Source organism: Paenibacillus sp. JT22N12, assembly GCF_056269365.1.
The window spans coordinates 1,145,828-1,162,864 of record NZ_JBWDNU010000001.1 but is presented as its reverse complement, the minus strand read 5'-3'; the positions used below and the strand labels follow the sequence as shown (position 1 = coordinate 1,162,864).

Here is a 17,037-nt window from a genome sequence, read left to right as displayed (position 1 = left end):
AAGAGACGATGCTAAAGGTTGGACTGATCGGCTTCGGATTTATGGGCCACATGCATATGGAGAACTATGTAAGGCTTCAGGCAGAGGGAGTGGAGGTGGAGCTTGTCGCCATTTGCGATCTTCTGATCGAGGAACTGAAACATCAGAAGGTGGAGGGCAATATCGCGACGGATTCCCAAATCACCGATTTGTCGAAATACCGTCTGTATGCGGACATTGAAGAGATGCTCAGCAGCGAGCAGCTGGATATGGTCAGTATCACGCTTCCTACTTATTTGCACGCCGACTTGACCTGCGATCTGCTGGGCCGCGGTTATCATGTGCTCTGCGAGAAACCGATGGCGCTGAATTCCGCGGATGGCAGGCGGATGATTGCAGCAGCGGAGCAAAGCGGCAAGAAATTGATGATTGGTCAATGCCTGCGCTTCTGGCCGGCTTATGAATATTTGAAGGAAACGGTGGATTCCGGACGTTTCGGCGCAGCTACAGGGGGGTATTTCTTCCGCGGCGGCGCGACGCCGGATGGCTGGTTCCGGATTGGGGAGAAAAGCGGCGGCGCGATGCTGGACATGCATATCCATGACACGGATGCCATTCACTGGATTTTCGGCAAGCCTGAGAAGGTATTGTCCATGAGCCGTAATGTTGTGCCGGGCAGCGGCTATGATATCGTATCGACCAACTACAGCTATGCGGACGGTAAAGTTATCAATGCCCAGTGCGATTGGACCTTGCAGGGGGATTACGGTTTCTCGATGGTGTACAGGGTTAATTTTGAAAAGGGCAATATCGTATTCGAGAACAATCAGGTGAAAGTAAATCCCAATGACGCTCCCGGCTTCATCGCCGAGCTGTCTCCGGATATGGGCTACTACCGGGAAATTCGTTATTATGTGGAATCGGTCATGAACGATACTCCGATCACGACTGCGGAGCCCGCGAGCACGCTTGGTTCGCTTGAAATCATTGAAGCCGAGATCCTCTCTGCCGACCGCAGGGGAGAGGCGGTAACGCTGAGGAGCAAGAACGAACCGTCACCGCAGGTTTAATAGTAAGAAGAACCGGCTGCTGCCGTCCATCGGCGGCAGCCGGTTTCTTCGGTTTTAGTACCACAAGGAGTGCAAAGATGTAAATTCATACGTTATTGGTGTTCCAAAAAGGCGTTGAACTTCCAACGCCTTTTTTGCTATTTTCCGCGCTTAACATCCTCTCAATTGAAAGCTATACCAGTCGGTTTTTCAGCCATAGACGATATATGAGGTAGACCAGCAGCAGGAAAGCGCTGTATATGCCAATGACCAGGAATGCGTTTGAGAGATCGGAGAATATATTTTTTCCAAGGTATGAGAATACCAGCATTGCCGGTATTTTGCCTAAAGAGGAAGCGGCCGTGTAGGTGAGGAGATTAATGGACAGAAAAGCAGGATAGATATTGACGATGCCTTGCGGAAATACAGGAATTATTCTGGCCAGGAAGATGACCAGAAACGGATTCTTTTCCATCAGAACCGTCCATTTCTCAAGCCTTTTATATTTAGCCAGGTAGGCTCTGCCCTTCTTCTGAAAATATATGCGCACAACCAGATAAACAATGACTGATGCGGTGGAAGCCGCAGCCCAACTGATCGCAGCGCCAATAAGCGGTCCGTAGATAAAGCCGAGCATGCCGATAATAATCTTGAAGGGCAGCACGGGGAACAGCAGAAAGCACAGGCTGAGCAAAAACATAGTCAGATAAGATGGACGGCTGTACATCATCCAATCGGTTATTTCCTGCCTGTAGATCAGCAGGCATATAATTGCGGCCGCATAGATCAGTAAGGTCTGCCATAATTTCATTGCAATCTCCTTATGGGTTGAAGCATTGAGTTTATCTTATCTTTGTACAACTCAATATCTGTGGAGCTTATTAAATCGGCTTTTTCCTAAGCTTCCATCAACGCCAGCTTATTCGCCAGCATTCGTGAGATATGCGTTTGAACTTGTTCCAATTCGTTTTGTTTTCTTTCAATCTCCTGCATTTTTTGACGGAGAATCTCAACCTTCCTTGATAGGGATAGCTCATTTGCCTCATAGGCTTGAATCACTTCTTTTATCTCCGTTATCGTAAATCCTGCATTCTGAACCTTTTTGATCAACTGAAGATGCTCAACTGCCTCCTGGCAGAATTCACGATAGTTATTTTCTCCTCGCTGTACATGGCTTGCATCCAGAAGGCCTTCCTTTTCATAAAATCGGATGGCGGGAGCCGCTAAGCCTGTTTTTTGTGCCAACGTATTAATTCTCATGAGAATCACCCCAAAAAAGGATTGACCTTCAACTATACTTTATAGTTTATACTCTACTCGTCCAGCAGCACCATGTCAAAATGCAAGAAGAAGAGAAGGAGATGCATAATGAGTACTATTCGAGCCATTGTTGTTTGTCCTGCAATCGAAGGACGTCTCAAGATTGACAATGTGGAGTCGCCCCGCCCTGCTTCATCTGAAGCACTTGTTCGTGTCTCTGCCGTCTCACTCAATCTTGGCGAGGTCCGCACCTCAACGAGAGCGGCTGCGGGATGGCGGCCAGGGTGGGATCTGTCAGGAGTAATCGAACAACCGGCAGCAGATGGATCTGGACCGCCAATCGGAACAAGAGTCTTTGGAATGGTCCCTTCCGGATCATGGGCAGAATTTGTGGCTGTTCCAACGGCCTTTTTAGAGAAGATTCCCGAAAATGTCACTTTTGCTCAAGCTGCTGCGCTGCCCGTCGCTGGCCTCACAGCTTTATATGCTCTGGAGAGAGGCGGGTTTCTACTTAATCGCAATGTCCTGGTCACCGGAGCATCGGGCGGTGTAGGCCATTTTGCCTGCCAACTGGCTCATCAAGCAGGCGCTGCAGTTACTGCGCTTGTACGGCGCGAAGAACGCGCCGCGAGTCTCCGAAAGACAGGAAGACACAATATAGTCGTTGGAGAAGACGCTGCTGCAGCTCATTCATCAGGACCTTACGATTTCATCGTGGATACGTTGGGTGGAAAATCGTTAAGCATTGTTTCGTCTTTTCTTGAATCCGGCGGCCGCTGTGTTAACGTTGGAGCTGCAACAGAGCCTGAGATGACATTAGAAGCCCGGCTAAAGTCCGTACCCGATGGTGTACTTGTCCTTGATGGGATTGGAGACCGGCAGGGTGTATCGAAGGATCTCGGCCGATTAGCTCAGATGGTTGCTGAGGGACGATTGCATCCGCAAGTGGCCCGGGAGTCATCCTGGACTGAAATTGCTGAGGTTGCCCAAAGTCTCTTAAACCGTCGTATCGCTGGCAAGGCGGTGCTTACTGTTTCTTAATATGACATTTTACAATCACTGGAATGGAAGAAATGATCATTGGTACCGGGAGTGGCTGCATGGTTTATTCCGGATTTGGATTTAGGGTAGAGTGGAGCAGCTGTGCAGACAGCTGCTCCTTTCTTATTATAGACCCGGCACTTGAGTCACTCCAGGGCCGAAGGGAGCAGGCGATACTTTCCCTTAACCAAGGAAAGGCATCCACCACGAGCGGGAAATTTCGAATAACCGGGATTTTGTGTGTGTTTACTATTGACACATTAAACTGTAGAGAATATTATTTGATTAATCGATCAAAAAATTATATGTATAATCAAATTTCGTGATGAAGGAGGGATCCACTCCGATGAAAAAGCAAATAGAGGGGTTAAAGAAACGGCGGATAGCAGCTTTGCGTACAGATATGCCGCTGGTGCTGCTTATGGTGTTGGCTGCAATCGCGATTCCCTGCGTGGTCATTGAAGACTTGCAGCTGCTTTCGCTGGAGTCGCCTCTATATAAGGCGCTTTCTGCGGGTCCGTTTGTGATCTATCTTGGTATTGCCTTGTTACGGAAGAACAAAAGGCCGTTTTATGACTTTATCGTTCTAGGTACGCTGCTGGGCCTTTTTGTTGCGGTAACTCATCAGATCACCATGGACAATAATTTGCCTGAGCTCAAGGGAAATTTGAAAGATTTCTTCAGCCCGGCAGGGGAAGAGATAGTTATTCGCTTCGTGATCTTTATCAGAATACTTGCTGTCCGCTTCATGGCAGGGGTATGTCTTGGCTTGATCGCAAACGTTGCATGCAGGATTCGGGAGAGAGGAACGAAGAATCCATCCGGCAATTCAATCCTGTCTTCAGTACGGCTCCGCCGCCTTGCTCCAGCGCTGGGCCTGCTCCTTCTTGCACCATGGGTGGGTGAATTTTTACTGGGAGTCAGTCCGCTCCGGAACCTTCCCGGATTTCCGCTTATTGTGCCACTGTACGGCGGAGGTGCCCTGCTCATTCGAGAGCTGGTCCGTCGTACCGGCCGCGGTTGGCCGTCCCTCTTCCTCTTGGCTGCGGCATATGGCGTTATTGAGGCGGGTCTGGTGGATCAATCGCTCTTTAACCAGGCCTTCTTAGACCTTGAATCCCAGAAAGTCACACCTATTCCCGTGCTGGGGATCAGCGCCTACAACACCCTGGCTTTTGTGATGGGGCATGTCATATGGAGTATCGCCGTTCCTGTTGCACTTGTAGAGATGATGACGCCTGCCAGAATGACGGTACCCTGGTTAGGAAAGGCGGGTCTGATCATAACCGGCGGTTTGTATCTTATGGGTTGTGCCATTGTTTTCAGCTTTATATACGCCGATGAAAAATTCCTGGCTTCGCCAATACAGTTGATGTGTGCAGCCTCTGCGGCGCTCGCGCTGATTGCTGTCGCCTTTGTTATTAAAAAGAAAAGGAGTCCTGATGTTCCTTCGGCCCGCCCGGTGCCAAAGCCATGGCCTCTTGGTGTGGGTGCATTTGCAGCGGCCAGCCTGTTTTTTATGAAGCCCGAAAGCTGGGCTGGCCTGACGATGGGCATCTTCATATTATGCCTCGTGTCGCCGCTCGTTGCCTATTGGTCACGGCAGGAGGAGTGGCGCTTGCGGCATCAATTCGCCTTGGTTGCCGGAGCTTTGCTGACATATGCATGGGGGGGCTTTGCTTTGACAACATTGTTGTGGCCGGATGACTCTTTGGCTTGGATCGGAAATGTACTTTTTGCGTTAATCGCCGTAATGCTGCTGTTTGTGACCGCAAAACGAATACGCCAAACCCCTTAGGCAACGTACTTTATTCAATTGGCAGCGAAAATACGAGGCTTCGTGCTGCCAGGCACTATGAGCTTGATACGAAACATAAAAGGCAGCCGAAATGAAACGGCTGCCTTGTCCACAATTGATCCTGTTCCGAAACTTTTAAAATTCATTTCGAAGGACGATTCTGCCTATTATTTCTTTTGCATCCATCCTTCGATGCGCCTCAGACGCATTTTGAAGCGGAAGAAGGGTCACCGGAAAATCTATCTTTCCTTCCTCAAGTAATTGGAGAACAGCCTTCGCGGCCGGACGGCCGGCAGATGGGTTTCCACTCAAATAACCACCAACATTAAATCCCTGAACCCCTATATTTTTTAACCACAATGTATTGCTCGAAATTTCCACTGCATGCTCGCTTGCATTGCCTACAAGCAGAGCACGGCCGAGTGGAGCCATTAAGTCTAAGCTTGAAGCAAGCATATCTCCGCCTACCGGATCGACTACGATATTAAACTGTTCATCTGCTATTGCTGATGGAAAATCTTCGGCCAGTACAACATCGTCATAGTCTAATTCACGTGCAGCTTCCAGTTTGGAGGCAGTTCGAACCGTTCCGACGATGCGGGATGCTCCAAGTGAACGCGCAACTGCAGGGTACGCAGATGCCAGTCCTCCAATAGCGCCATGGATTAATACATTCTCACCTTTTTGAATGTGGGCCACCTTTGTCAGGGACAAATACGCAGTCACAGCGTTCGGGAGCGCCGACACGGCAAGCGCCGGGTCAATCTTGAATCCATCGAGAGATATGGTAAGAGCGGAATCGGCAACTGTAACAGTCGCGTACCCACCCAAACTCATCAAAGAAAGTGTAACGACAGGCTCGCCGATTCGAAAGTCGGTGACACCTTCTCCCAATTCACGGATAGTACCCGCTACCTCCAACCCAGGCACGTAGGGCGGCGAAAAAATTGGAATCGTACCGCGGCGAAGGAAAGAATCAATCAATCCGACAGCAGAGTGGGTTACATCAATGCTGACCTGTCCCGGTCCTGGATGAAGGTCTGGCGTTTCGGATTCCGAGAAGACGTCAGGACCTCCGTATTGTGTGACAACCATAGCTTTCATGTTGATTTCCTCCTTAAGACTGGGAATGGGCTTGCTTTTTAGTTTGTCAGCTCACTGACCTCTTTATTTTCAATGATTTTCAGATGCAATAATAGTCCGATTGTGCTTAAATATTGCCTAAGACTGCGAAAAAGGGACATAATACAATCAGAGAACGCAAACTATCAATCCCAATAAATCAAAACACCGGTGTATTTATTTTGTGCAAATTACTGATAGGGAAGGAAGATGAAATGATAGAGAGCATCTCTGCTGATACTAAACGTTGTCTGAGTAGAATTTTGACTCTGACTTCACAATTTTCTTTTTACGATGGAGTTTATCATACGAATATTCCATTTCTCTCCATACTTAAGGAAAACAAATCTACGCCCGTCTCGCAAGGGGTTCTTGCTCCTTCTGTTTGTGTAGTCATACAAGGAAATAAAGTACTTCATGCCGGGCGGGAAACAATTGAATACGGAGCGGGGAATTATCTTGCTTCAAGTATCAACATGCCAATCAAGGGGCAGGTTCTGAAAGCCACAAAAGAAACACCATATGTTGCGCTGCAAATTAATTTTACCTCTGAAGAGGTATCATCGGTTGCTTTGGAGGCAAATGTTAACATCAATTCGTATAAAAGCTTAAGCACCGGTGCATTTATTGGGAAATCGAATATTGAAGCGCTTGGGGTATGTGAAAGGCTTCTTCGGCTTTCCGTTGACGCCCAAGCGGTCGCTTTTCTTGCTCCCGCCGCGAAGCGCGAGCTTATTTATCGCCTTTTAACCGGCGAGGAGGGTGATGTTTTTTATAGTAAAATGCTTTTGCATCAAGAGGCTGCCGGGATAAACCATGTAATTAATTGGATCACAGCTCATTTCGACAGTCCGTTTACGATCAGTCAATTAGCTGATTTGGGAAACATGAGCGTTTCCAACCTGCATCACAAATTTAAAGCCGTAACGACTATGACGCCGCTTCAATATCAAAAGCGGATTAGACTTCAAGAGGCACGAAGACTGCTTATGGGAGGTACGATTGATGTAACCAGAACGGCATCGCAGGTTGGTTATGAAAGCTCGACACAGTTTATACGGGAGTACAAACGTCTATTCGGGCTTTCGCCCTTAAGGGATGTTCGAGCCATACGGGCAGTTGGGGGCACAGAAAAGTAAGGAAATAGTCCGCTTAGATATTGGAACTGGTTTCTACGATATACGGGAATAGAAAACGCAAACTTCTGGGATCACGCAGGGAATTTAATAGAATTGTATCGCAAAGTTTCAATGGAAGAAGGGTGTGCTGATGACAGTGAAAGTATCAAATTACGGAGAATTTGTACAATTGGTAGAGAAATATAAGATTTTGCCCTTTTCGGACTTTGTTCCTGAATATCCATCGTTGACGGTTGCAACTGCAAATAATCAATGGCATACAGGAAATGATACGGATCCATGGTTATGGCGAATTCGTATTGTCCAGGACGCTCATGCTGCATATGGGAAGTTTTTTGGTACAAAAGCCTCTTTTATTCATACGCATTTATTTCCCGCAGTCAGGACCATCCTAACCTCCGGCAAAACGGTAGATGAAAGATACAATGACGGTAGTATTTCAAGACAAGCTTATCAAATCTATAAAGTCTTGAGTGAGCATGAGAATATTGATTCACGGAATTTACGGAAAGAGGCAGGATTGAATACAAGAGAGGACAAAAAAGAGTATGAAAAATCACTTGTTGAACTTCAGAATTACGGCGATGTAGTCATCACTGGAGCAGCAAAACAGAGTGATAATGATTCAGGCTGGAACAGTATGTGTTACCAGCCTTCGGAAATATGGTTGAGCTCGATTCAAGGAAGCAAAGACTATGTGTCTGTTGAGGCTGCAAAGAATCTGCTGATAGCGGAATTAAAAAGAACATGTTCCCCTAAATCCTTTACTTTTTTCTTGAAAAAATTAAAACTCGAAATGGGCAGATAGCTCAGAATGAACCCATCAGTTATCTCATACTTCTATGGTGCTGAGGATACCGAGCCAAGCCAATAAAGGAATTGAATATGCCCATCACGAACAGTTTACTATTCCAGATATAGAGAGTGCCCAACAGAACGAAAATGAAATAGAAGGGCGGGTGCAGCCTCATCCCGGCGGTCCATGGTGGCAGGTGCGGGCCGTCAGAGTCACTCATAACGAACAGACGGGAGCGTGTATAGGATGAAAGTGTTATTTATTGGCGGAACCGGCCTGATTAGCTCGGCGGCTTCCAAACTGGCGATCGAGAAGGGCTTTGATCTTTATTTGTTAACCCGGGGAACCCGTGATCAGTTGGCGCCTGAAGGTACAACAGTACTTCATGGAGATATCAACAACCGTGCGGAAATGGAAGCACTTTTGAACAATCAGCATTTTGATGTCGTGGTTAATTGGATCATTTTTGAGCCGGATGGCATTGAGCGAGATATTCAGCTGTTCGCGGGAAAAACCAATCAGTATATTTTCATCAGTACGGCCGCTACTTATCAGAGGCCCCCCGGCTACTACATCCTGGATGAATCCACACCTCAGCACAACCCCGGATGGCCTTACGCCGTCAATAAAATTGCCTGTGAGGAAAGGCTTGTCAAGGAATATCGGGAACAGGGTTTTCCCATCACGATCGTAAGGCCTTCCCACACTTACGGCCCGACCAGCATTCCATTTGCGATCTCAAGCGGGGCTCATCCCTGGACGCTTGTGGACCGCATCCTTAAGGGAAACAAGATTATAGTTCCGGGCGACGGCACTTCGCTCTGGACAATAACCCACAATACCGATTTTGCAAAAGGTCTGGTAGGGCTGTTAGGAAATACGCAGGCCATCGGCCAATCTTTTCACATTACCTCCGATGAAGTCAAAACATGGGATCAGTATTTGACTATCATCGGCCAAGCGGTCGGTGCGGAACCAAACATCATTCACATCACCTCGGAATGCATCTCGCTTGCCATGCCGGAATTCAAAAGCCAATTATTCGGCGATACGTGCAACAGCTACGTTCTGGACAACAGCAAAATCAAAGCTTTCGTTCCCGGCTACATGGCGACAACCAGGTTCGAGCACGGGATTCGTCAATCCATTGCCTATTTCAGCGAGCATCCGGAACGGCAAACCGTGGATGTAGCGCTGAACGCAAAAATGGATCATTTAATCGCGGCTTACGAGGCGTTTTTGTCGAAGCTATAAAGACAAGCCGCCGGAGCTTTGTCCAGACGAGTAAAATATTATTCCGGACGGGCGAATATTGCAAAGCTAAAAGACCTGTTCGCGGGAATCGATCATGTGACGGAAAATTGAACTTTTCTTCAATTAACCATAATTTAGAAATATTTGCGAACCGTTTTTTGACTCTCCCTTCCTTCTTGGACTACCATTAGGTGGAAGGGAGTGATGGATCATGGGAAATGTTTTATTCATTGGTTTTCCCGGAGAAGGACATGTCAACCCGACGGTAGGATTGGTTAAGGAGCTTATAAGCAAAGGAGAGAAGGTAACGTATTATTGCACGGAAAAATTCAGGGAGCGAATGGAAGGAGCCGGAGCTGAAGTCCGAATATACGAGGATTTCGTTGAAGAGCTGCTGAGCAAGGCCGGCCAAACGGGCAGGGACCCGTTCATGTTCATGGAGTTTTTGCTGCGAAACTCGGAGAGGCTGTACGAGTCGATTCTGCCGCAGGTGCAGCGCGAAAACTACGATTATGTCATTTACGATCACATTTTTCTGGCCGGCTGGATGCTTGCCGAGACAATGCAGGTGCCAAAAATCGCCTCGTGCACGACGTTCGCCTTTCATCCCGAATGGGAAAATCCGATGAAGGATTTGATTCCGCCGGCCAAGCTTGCGGAATTTAGAGGCAAAATCGATGACTGGTCGAAGCAGATGCAGACCCAGTATCAATTGGACCTCAGCTTCCTTAAGCAGCAGATGGGAATCATGTGCCACCCGGTCGACATGACGATCGTGTATACTTCGACGTATTTTCAACCGAAAGCGGATCGGTTCGACGGTTCGTTTCATTTCGTCGGGCCGTCCATCGCCGACCGCGCGGATGCGCCGGATTTTCCGCTGCATGAGCTGAAAGGGCGCAAGGTCGTCTTTATTTCCATGGGCACCGTATTTAACCAGCAAAAGGCCTATTACGAGATGTGTTTCGAGGCGTTCAAGGATCTGGATGCGGTCGTCGTGATGTCCGTCGGCAAAAAGACGGATTTGAGCGACCTCCCGTCGATTCCGGATCACTTTATCGTCCGGAATTATGTGCCGCAGCTCGAAGTGCTGCAGTACTCCGACGTATTCTTTACCCATGGCGGGATGAATAGTTCGAGCGAGGGCCTGTTCTTTGATACGCCGCTTGCCGTCGTGCCGGTCTCGGCGGATCAGCCGATCGTGGCCGGGCGGGTTGCCGAACTGGGAGCGGGAATCGCGCTCAAGCTGAGCGAGATCTCTCCCGCGCAGCTGCGCGAAACGGCCGAGAAGCTGCTGAGCGATCCATCGTATAAGCAGCAGGCAGCCAAAATCGGGGCATCCTTCCGCGAAGCGGGAGGGGCGCGGAAAGCGGCGGAGCTCATTATGCAGTGGCGGCACCTTACGGCCTTATAAAGCGGCCGGTCTAGCATCCCGGGTTCGAAGGAGATTGATCAAGTTCCAAAGTTTCTTGAGCAAGCAATACTGATGATGCAAAAAAGCCGCGCAAGCGGTTTTTTTGCATCTGGACACAAGCGCAAAAGATGAGACAAAAAATAACAGTTTCAAGCACGGAAATGACTAAGGAAAAAAAAGTATCATCCAGATTCTGGTTGACGCTATTCGTAAGCCCATGATATAGTTTCCTTATTCAAGTTCCAATTAATGATCTAATAAAGGAGGTCACCAAGATGGCAAGTCCAATTATCCCAATCCAATTCAACTTCATAGGCTTGTATCCATCGGCTGGCCCTGCCGTGCGTCTGCATTAATTCCCCCATGTACCTCGCTCCAGGCGGTTTCGCCTGGAGTTTTTATATTTCATCTCCAGGTTCCCGTCTGCACGGTCACGGTCACGCCGCGATTGCTTTAAGTCAGAAAGGGGCTCTCCGCCACCATGCCGCAAACACGCAAACCAAAACAATCCATGTCCTGGCTCCTCCAATACCTGCGTCCCGTCAAATGGCGGATGCTCGCGCTGATGCTCTTGCTGTTATTGACGACGGCGCTCCAGCTTCTGAACCCGCAGATCGTCCAACGGTTCATCGACCAAGCGAACGGCTCGGGAAGCGTCTCCAGCCTGCTGTCGTTGGCAGGGCTGTATCTTGTCGTTGCCGTGCTCAATCAATTGTTCACGGTATCGGTCGACTACCTGGGGAATGACGTCTCCTGGCGTGCGACGAACCAGATTCGGGCCAACCTGCTCAAGCACACTTTACGGCTTGATATGCGGTTCCACAACGTAAAGACGCCTGGCGAGATGATTGAACGAATCGACGGAGACGTGACCCACATGTCGAACTTCTTCGCGATGTTCATCGCCAAGATCGTGGGCAGCTTCGTCCTGCTCGCGGGTATTCTCGGATATATGTTCGTCTATAACTGGCCGATCGCCGCGACGATGACGGCTTTCACCTGCCTATCCATCGGCGTCATGATCGCAATCCGTGACATGGGCGTGAAAGCCTCCCAATCGGAACGCCAAGCGAATGCCGCCCTCTTCGGCCTTATCGAGGAGCGGATCGCAGGCATTGAAGACGTACAAGCGAACGGTGGAGTACCGCATCTCATGAATCGCTATCACCGGGCAATGCGGTCGGTCTTCCTCTCCGGCCGCAGGGCTTGGATGCTCCGAATCATGCCTTGGAACGTCACGGTTGTGATGTTCACGGTCACCGTCACCATCGTGCTAATGATTAGCGTCCGCTTGTTCCTGCAGGGGCAGATCACGCTCGGCATGCTATTCCTCTTTTTTCAATACACCCAAATGCTGAACGACCCGATCGAACAGCTCGGCGATCAGCTGCAGGAGTTCCAGAAAGCGAAGTCCGGCATGCGCCGCGCCCAGGAGCTGCTCTCGTTGCGAAACGAGATCGTGGATGGCGATGACGACGAGCTGCCGCAAGGCCCGCTCTCCGTGTCGTTCGAGCAGGTGAACTTCAGCTACAACGAGGATCAGCGTATCCTGCACGACATCAGCTTCAAGCTGAAGCCGGGGGAGCGGCTGGGCCTCATCGGACGGACCGGCAGCGGCAAGTCAAGCATCAGCCGGCTGCTGCTCCGTCTGTATAATTTGGACAGCGGCGTCATTCGGATAGGCGGGGTGGATATCCGTTCCCTGCGCCTGGAGTCGCTGTACCGCAGGGTCGGCATGGTCACCCAGGATGTGCAGCTGTTTGACGGCACCCTCCGCGACAACCTGACGCTGTTCAATCCGCACCTCTCGGACGAAGAGATCCTCAAGACGACCGAACGGATCGGGTTGCAGCCCTGGATTGAGGCGATGCCCCAAGGGCTGGATTCACGCCTCTCCGCCGGAGGAGCATCGCTCTCAGCGGGGGAAGCGCAGCTGTTCGCGCTGACGCGGGTGTTCCTGACCCAACCGAGTCTGGTCATTCTCGACGAACCGTCCTCGCGGCTTGACGCCGCGACGGAGGCGATCCTGCAGACGGCTGTGGATCAACTGCTGGAGCGGTGCACGGGGATCGTGATCGCCCATCGGCTGGCCACGCTGGACCAAGTCGACAAGATCATGGTGCTGCGCCAAGGCCGCATCATCGAGTTCGGCGCGAGAGCTGCCTTGGCGCAAGATCCGTCATCGGAATATGCCCAGCTGCTGCGAGCCAACCGACAGGAGGAATTGGCATGACCGTCACGCAATTCATGGGGAGATTGTTTCGTTACAACCCCGTTCTATATCTTGTAAATGGCCTGCTATGGGGGCTCTTCCACGCGATGCCCGTCGGCATCGGGCTTGGGATGAAATGGTACTTCGACCGAGCGACGACCCAGTCCCACGATTACCTATGGCTCGCGCTTCCGCTGATCGTCGTCGCGCTGATCCGATTCTCCAGAGTCGGCATGTTTTTTATCGCCTTTTTCAAATGGGTGACGTACATCTATCACCTCCAAGCCGTTCTGCGCCGCAATATGCTGGCCGGGATCATGCGCTGGCCCGGACGCAATCTGCCGGCCTCTCCCGGGGAAGCGATGACCCGCTTCCGGGAAGACGTGGACGAAGTCGTTGAATACGTGGAGTCCTGGGTCGACTTTTGGGGGCGCGTGATCTACGCAGTCACCTGCATCGTGATCATGGCCCGCATCAATTGGCAGATTACGATGGTGGCCATCCTCCCGCTCGTCATCGTCACGTTGTTCAACAACTTGTCTGGCAACCGGGCGAGACGGTATTCCCAGCTGAACCGGGAAGCGACCGGCCGGATCACCGGCTTCATCGCGGAGACGTTCGGCGCAGTGCAGGCTGTGAAGCTCGGACGGGCAGAGGATCACGTGCTGAACCGGTTCCTCCAGCTGAACGAGAGCCGGCGGAAGGCGGCCTTGCGGGACAATCTGTTCAAGCAGTGGATGATATCGCTGAACCAGCATGTGCTCAGCATCTGCACTGGCGTCATCCTTCTGATGTGCGCCGCGGAGATGAAGGAGGGCCGCTTCACCGTAGGTGATATCGCTCTCTTCACCTCCTATCTGAGCACGTTCGCGTTCAGCGTTTCACTATTCGGCTACATGGTCTTCCAACACAAGCGCCTGCGCGTTGCGCTCGACCGGATGCGGATTCTGTTCCGTCCGGGAGAGGAGGACCGCATCGCGGATCATAGCGAGATCCATCTGTATGGCGATCCCCCGGAGATCGAAGCCACGGTCGCGAGCGAGGACGATCGATTGCAAAGCCTGGAGGTTCGGGGCCTGTCCTATACGTATCCGAACTCGAAGAACGGAATCCGGGACGTCGGCTTCCGCCTGGAGCGCGGCAAGTTCCTGGTCGTCACCGGCCGGATCGGCTCGGGCAAATCAACGCTCGTCCGCACGCTCCTCGGCCTCCTGCCGAAGTCAGACGGCACCATCCTATGGAATGGGCGGTTGATAGAAGACCCGGCTGCCTACTTGAAGCCGCCGAGGACGTCCTATACGCCTCAAGTGCCGCGGCTGTTCAGCGACACTCTGGTCGAGAACATCACGCAAGGCAGTCCCGTCCCGCCGGACGCGCTGGACCGCGTCATCCGTATGGCCGTAATGGAGCAGGACCTTCGAACGTTGGAGAACGGGCTCGAGACGTTCGTCGGCCCCCGCGGTGTCATGCTCTCCGGCGGACAGATTCAGCGTGCCGCCACGGCTCGGATGCTCATGACGCAGTCGGACGTATTCCTCTTTGACGATCTGTCTAGCGCGCTAGACGTCGAGACGGAGAAGGTTCTGTGGGAGCGGCTGTTCCAGGAACGGGATGTGACCTGTATCGCGGTGTCTCATCGCAGAGCAGCGCTGGCGCGTGCCGACCATATCCTCGTGATGAAGGACGGACGGATCGAAGCCGAGGGCTCGCTGTCCGAACTGTTGGCGACCAGCGCGGAGATGCAGCTGCTGTGGCAGGGCGAGGAGTCGAGAGCGGATGCCGAGGAAGAAGAAGCCGAACAGCCGGCGTGAGGTGCGAATGGCTGGATGCCTACAAGCGCTTAAGCCCAGGCGTATCTTACGGGACATAATAGCTCATTATATGAGGCAGCCGGTCAGATGGATCGGCTGCCTTTCTTCAACGAACAAAGTAAAAAGAGAAAGAGGGGAATCGGGAATCGGGCCAAATTCTTGTGTTCGCAATTGTTGCCGCAGGCAGCCGAATTAAAATCCGTGTGCCGCCAGGTACGCAATACAGACGAATGTGATAGATATTCCCTGTTACAATAAAGTCATCATTTTCGCAAATATTTAATAGATATTTTTTAACAGGGAGTGATATCGAAATGACTGAAATATTACCGGAAGCTGTTAATCGATCAATGCGGAAGTTATGCGAATCGCTGGAAACCCGGATACCGGATACTGTAGAGTCCGTTTATGTATATGGCTCGACCGCTCTCAATGCTTTTATTGAAGGCTCAAGCGATATAGACTTTCTCGTATTTGTTAACCGACCGTTAACGCCGTCTGACATCCGATTGATTATGGAAGCGCACGAGGATGTTGAACCAGCGCTCTCTGGAATGGATATTATGGGCGCTTATATCCAGCGGGAGGATGCGGGTAAGTCCGTCGGAGCGATCTCTCCCGTCCCCACATATTTCGATAAAAAAATGCAATCTGACGGGGACGGGGATTTAAATCCGGTCACATGGTGGATTCTTCAAAGACATGGCATCTGTGTGTATGGCCAGCCTATGTCCTTCAATTATGAGCTGTCATCTGATGAGCTCACCCAATACGTTATTGAAAATATGAATTCATATTGGGCCGGATGGATTGACCAATTGGAGAAAAAACTTAATTCGCCGGGTATGACTGAGCAGGCAGTCTCAATGGAACGGAATGACTTTGCAGTTGAATGGTGCACCCTCGGCATGCTGCGGCAATTTTATACGATTCGAGAGCATGACGTGACCAGTAAAATTGGTGCCGGCGAGTATGGCCTTACACGATTACCCGAACGTTGGCATGGACTTATCCGCGAGGCCATCGCGATCAAGCGTGGAGAGCATTCAAGAGAATATGTTTCGCAATTGAAACGGATGCATGACCTAGTCGAACTGCTTCGCCTGATTCACACGGAGAGTAACAATGTCTACAAAACGAAGATTTCTTGAATCGTTCTTTAATACCGCCGAACAACTCAATTAAAATTCATTGATTTTTACAGTCATTATGTATAAAATGAAATGACGAAAAATTTCCGGAAGGAGTGGGGATATGAGAGTAAAACAGAAGCCAATCCATTTTACATTTTCATATTCTCATTTCATTAGATCACTAAAGCGTTCATCGCTTTAGTGTTTTTTATTTTTATGGAGGTGTAATGATGACGAAATACAAAAGAGTGCTTATTAAATTAAGTGGCGGAGCAGTCGCAGGAAATACTGAATTCGGTTTTGCGCCGGAAAGATTGGATTACATCGCTAATGAAATTATGTCAGTTGTGAACCTGGGTGTAGAGGTATCCTTGGTTATAGGCGGCGGAAATATATTTCGGGGAAATATGGCGGAAAGTTGGGGAATCGAAAGAGCAGAAGCTGACAACATCGGTACCCTTGCAACTGTTGTCAATAGTTTAATGCTCCGTGGAGTACTGAAGGCCAAAACAAATAAAGAAGTTCGAGTAATGACAGCAATACCGATTACATCAGTTGCCGAGCCGTATATCAGACTAAGGGCCGTTCACCATCTGGAAAAGGGGTACATTGTCATTTTTGCGGGAGGAAACGGCCAGCCTTACGTAACAACTGACTATCCTTCGGTACAAAGAGCGATTGAAGTTAATTGTGAAGCGCTTTTAGTTGCAAAACAAGGCGTAGACGGCGTTCTCAATGCAGACCCAAAGTACGATAAAAATGCCAGAAAGTTCAAATCCCTTCATTACAACGATGTTTTACAACATAACTTGAAGGTGATGGATCAGTCGGCATTCATATTGGCAAGAGACTATAATCTGCCAATGTATGTGTTCAACTTTGACAAGCCTGGCTCAATGAAAGAAATTTGTGAAGGGGAAAACATCGGAACGATCATTAGCGGTGAATCAGTTCTGGAATTGGAATGAATAGAATATTGTTGCCACGGGTTTCTTCTCAAGTACGACGAAGACGCCCGTTTATGTTTTT

At 50.0% G+C, this 17,037-nt stretch carries 14 protein-coding genes; 11 read left to right on the top strand and 3 right to left on the bottom strand.

The window, feature by feature from the left end; all coding sequences use genetic code 11:
* Positions 1-8 precede the first annotated feature (8 nt).
* Complete coding sequence (locus AC0YOA_RS04785) at positions 9-1,049, top strand: Gfo/Idh/MocA family protein (RefSeq protein WP_475785642.1); 1,041 nt, start codon at positions 9-11, stop codon at positions 1,047-1,049.
* 172 nt (positions 1,050-1,221) lie between these two features.
* On the opposite strand, the gene AC0YOA_RS04780 is transcribed toward AC0YOA_RS04785, so the two are convergent.
* Positions 1,222-1,839, bottom strand: a complete 618-nt coding sequence (locus AC0YOA_RS04780; RefSeq protein WP_475785641.1) for a TVP38/TMEM64 family protein — start codon at positions 1,837-1,839, stop codon at positions 1,222-1,224.
* Between the two features lie 86 nt (positions 1,840-1,925).
* On the bottom strand, positions 1,926-2,288 hold the full coding sequence (locus AC0YOA_RS04775) for a MerR family transcriptional regulator (RefSeq protein ID WP_475785640.1): 363 nt from the start codon (positions 2,286-2,288) through the stop codon (positions 1,926-1,928).
* 108 nt (positions 2,289-2,396) lie between these two features.
* On the opposite strand from AC0YOA_RS04775, the gene AC0YOA_RS04770 reads away from it, so the two are divergent.
* Together AC0YOA_RS04770 and AC0YOA_RS04765 are read left to right on the top strand one after the other, a co-directional pair.
* Positions 2,397-3,329, top strand: coding sequence for a zinc-binding dehydrogenase (locus AC0YOA_RS04770; RefSeq protein ID WP_475785639.1), 933 nt, complete (start codon positions 2,397-2,399; stop codon positions 3,327-3,329).
* A gap of 346 nt (positions 3,330-3,675) precedes the next feature.
* The gene (locus AC0YOA_RS04765; RefSeq protein WP_475785638.1) at positions 3,676-5,127 is read left to right on the top strand and encodes a hypothetical protein; all 1,452 of its coding nucleotides are present in this window, start codon (positions 3,676-3,678) and stop codon (positions 5,125-5,127) included.
* 135 nt (positions 5,128-5,262) lie between these two features.
* On the opposite strand, the gene AC0YOA_RS04760 is transcribed toward AC0YOA_RS04765, so the two are convergent.
* Positions 5,263-6,231 carry a quinone oxidoreductase family protein gene (locus tag AC0YOA_RS04760; RefSeq protein ID WP_475785637.1) on the bottom strand — a complete coding sequence of 323 codons (969 nt, stop codon included), beginning with the start codon at positions 6,229-6,231 and terminating at the stop codon, positions 5,263-5,265.
* A 233-nt stretch (positions 6,232-6,464) separates the two neighbouring features.
* On the opposite strand from AC0YOA_RS04760, the gene AC0YOA_RS04755 reads away from it, so the two are divergent.
* The 8 genes from AC0YOA_RS04755 (at position 6,465) to pyrH (ending at position 16,976) form a co-directional block, all read left to right on the top strand.
* A complete protein-coding gene (locus AC0YOA_RS04755) occupies positions 6,465-7,388 on the top strand; it encodes an AraC family transcriptional regulator (RefSeq protein ID WP_475785636.1) in 924 nt (307 codons plus the stop codon).
* A gap of 130 nt (positions 7,389-7,518) precedes the next feature.
* The gene (locus AC0YOA_RS04750) at positions 7,519-8,196 is read left to right on the top strand and encodes an AlkZ-related protein (protein ID WP_475785635.1); all 678 of its coding nucleotides are present in this window, start codon (positions 7,519-7,521) and stop codon (positions 8,194-8,196) included.
* Positions 8,197-8,430: 234 nt separating this feature from the next.
* Complete coding sequence (locus AC0YOA_RS04745; RefSeq protein ID WP_475785634.1) at positions 8,431-9,438, top strand: SDR family oxidoreductase; 1,008 nt, start codon at positions 8,431-8,433, stop codon at positions 9,436-9,438.
* 211 nt (positions 9,439-9,649) lie between these two features.
* The gene (locus tag AC0YOA_RS04740; protein ID WP_475785633.1) at positions 9,650-10,852 is read left to right on the top strand and encodes a macrolide family glycosyltransferase; all 1,203 of its coding nucleotides are present in this window, start codon (positions 9,650-9,652) and stop codon (positions 10,850-10,852) included.
* Between the two features lie 481 nt (positions 10,853-11,333).
* Positions 11,334-13,085, top strand: coding sequence for an ABC transporter ATP-binding protein (locus AC0YOA_RS04735; RefSeq protein WP_475785632.1), 1,752 nt, complete (start codon positions 11,334-11,336; stop codon positions 13,083-13,085).
* Positions 13,082-14,875 (top strand): ABC transporter ATP-binding protein, encoded by a 1,794-nt coding sequence (locus AC0YOA_RS04730; RefSeq protein ID WP_475785631.1) that lies wholly within the window; start codon positions 13,082-13,084, stop codon positions 14,873-14,875. Before AC0YOA_RS04735 ends, AC0YOA_RS04730 begins: the two co-directional genes overlap by 4 nt.
* 314 nt (positions 14,876-15,189) lie before the next feature.
* Complete coding sequence (locus tag AC0YOA_RS04725) at positions 15,190-16,026, top strand: nucleotidyltransferase domain-containing protein (protein WP_475785630.1); 837 nt, start codon at positions 15,190-15,192, stop codon at positions 16,024-16,026.
* Positions 16,027-16,238: 212 nt separating this feature from the next.
* Positions 16,239-16,976: a UMP kinase gene (gene pyrH, locus AC0YOA_RS04720; RefSeq protein ID WP_210039652.1), complete on the top strand. Its 738-nt coding sequence runs from the start codon at positions 16,239-16,241 to the stop codon at positions 16,974-16,976.
* Positions 16,977-17,037 lie beyond the last annotated feature (61 nt).

Coding starts and splice junctions, on each gene's coding strand:
- AC0YOA_RS04730 (WP_475785631.1), top strand. CDS start 13,082: ATGACCGTCACGCAATTCATGGGGAGATTGTTTCGTTACAACCCCGTT.
- AC0YOA_RS04785 (WP_475785642.1), top strand. CDS start 9: ATGCTAAAGGTTGGACTGATCGGCTTCGGATTTATGGGCCACATGCAT.
- AC0YOA_RS04740 (WP_475785633.1), top strand. CDS start 9,650: ATGGGAAATGTTTTATTCATTGGTTTTCCCGGAGAAGGACATGTCAAC.
- AC0YOA_RS04745 (WP_475785634.1), top strand. CDS start 8,431: ATGAAAGTGTTATTTATTGGCGGAACCGGCCTGATTAGCTCGGCGGCT.
- AC0YOA_RS04780 (WP_475785641.1), bottom strand. CDS start 1,839: ATGAAATTATGGCAGACCTTACTGATCTATGCGGCCGCAATTATATGC.
- AC0YOA_RS04750 (WP_475785635.1), top strand. CDS start 7,519: ATGACAGTGAAAGTATCAAATTACGGAGAATTTGTACAATTGGTAGAG.
- AC0YOA_RS04725 (WP_475785630.1), top strand. CDS start 15,190: ATGACTGAAATATTACCGGAAGCTGTTAATCGATCAATGCGGAAGTTA.
- AC0YOA_RS04735 (WP_475785632.1), top strand. CDS start 11,334: ATGCCGCAAACACGCAAACCAAAACAATCCATGTCCTGGCTCCTCCAA.
- AC0YOA_RS04770 (WP_475785639.1), top strand. CDS start 2,397: ATGAGTACTATTCGAGCCATTGTTGTTTGTCCTGCAATCGAAGGACGT.
- pyrH (WP_210039652.1), top strand. CDS start 16,239: ATGACGAAATACAAAAGAGTGCTTATTAAATTAAGTGGCGGAGCAGTC.
- AC0YOA_RS04775 (WP_475785640.1), bottom strand. CDS start 2,288: ATGAGAATTAATACGTTGGCACAAAAAACAGGCTTAGCGGCTCCCGCC.
- AC0YOA_RS04760 (WP_475785637.1), bottom strand. CDS start 6,231: ATGAAAGCTATGGTTGTCACACAATACGGAGGTCCTGACGTCTTCTCG.
- AC0YOA_RS04765 (WP_475785638.1), top strand. CDS start 3,676: ATGAAAAAGCAAATAGAGGGGTTAAAGAAACGGCGGATAGCAGCTTTG.
- AC0YOA_RS04755 (WP_475785636.1), top strand. CDS start 6,465: ATGATAGAGAGCATCTCTGCTGATACTAAACGTTGTCTGAGTAGAATT.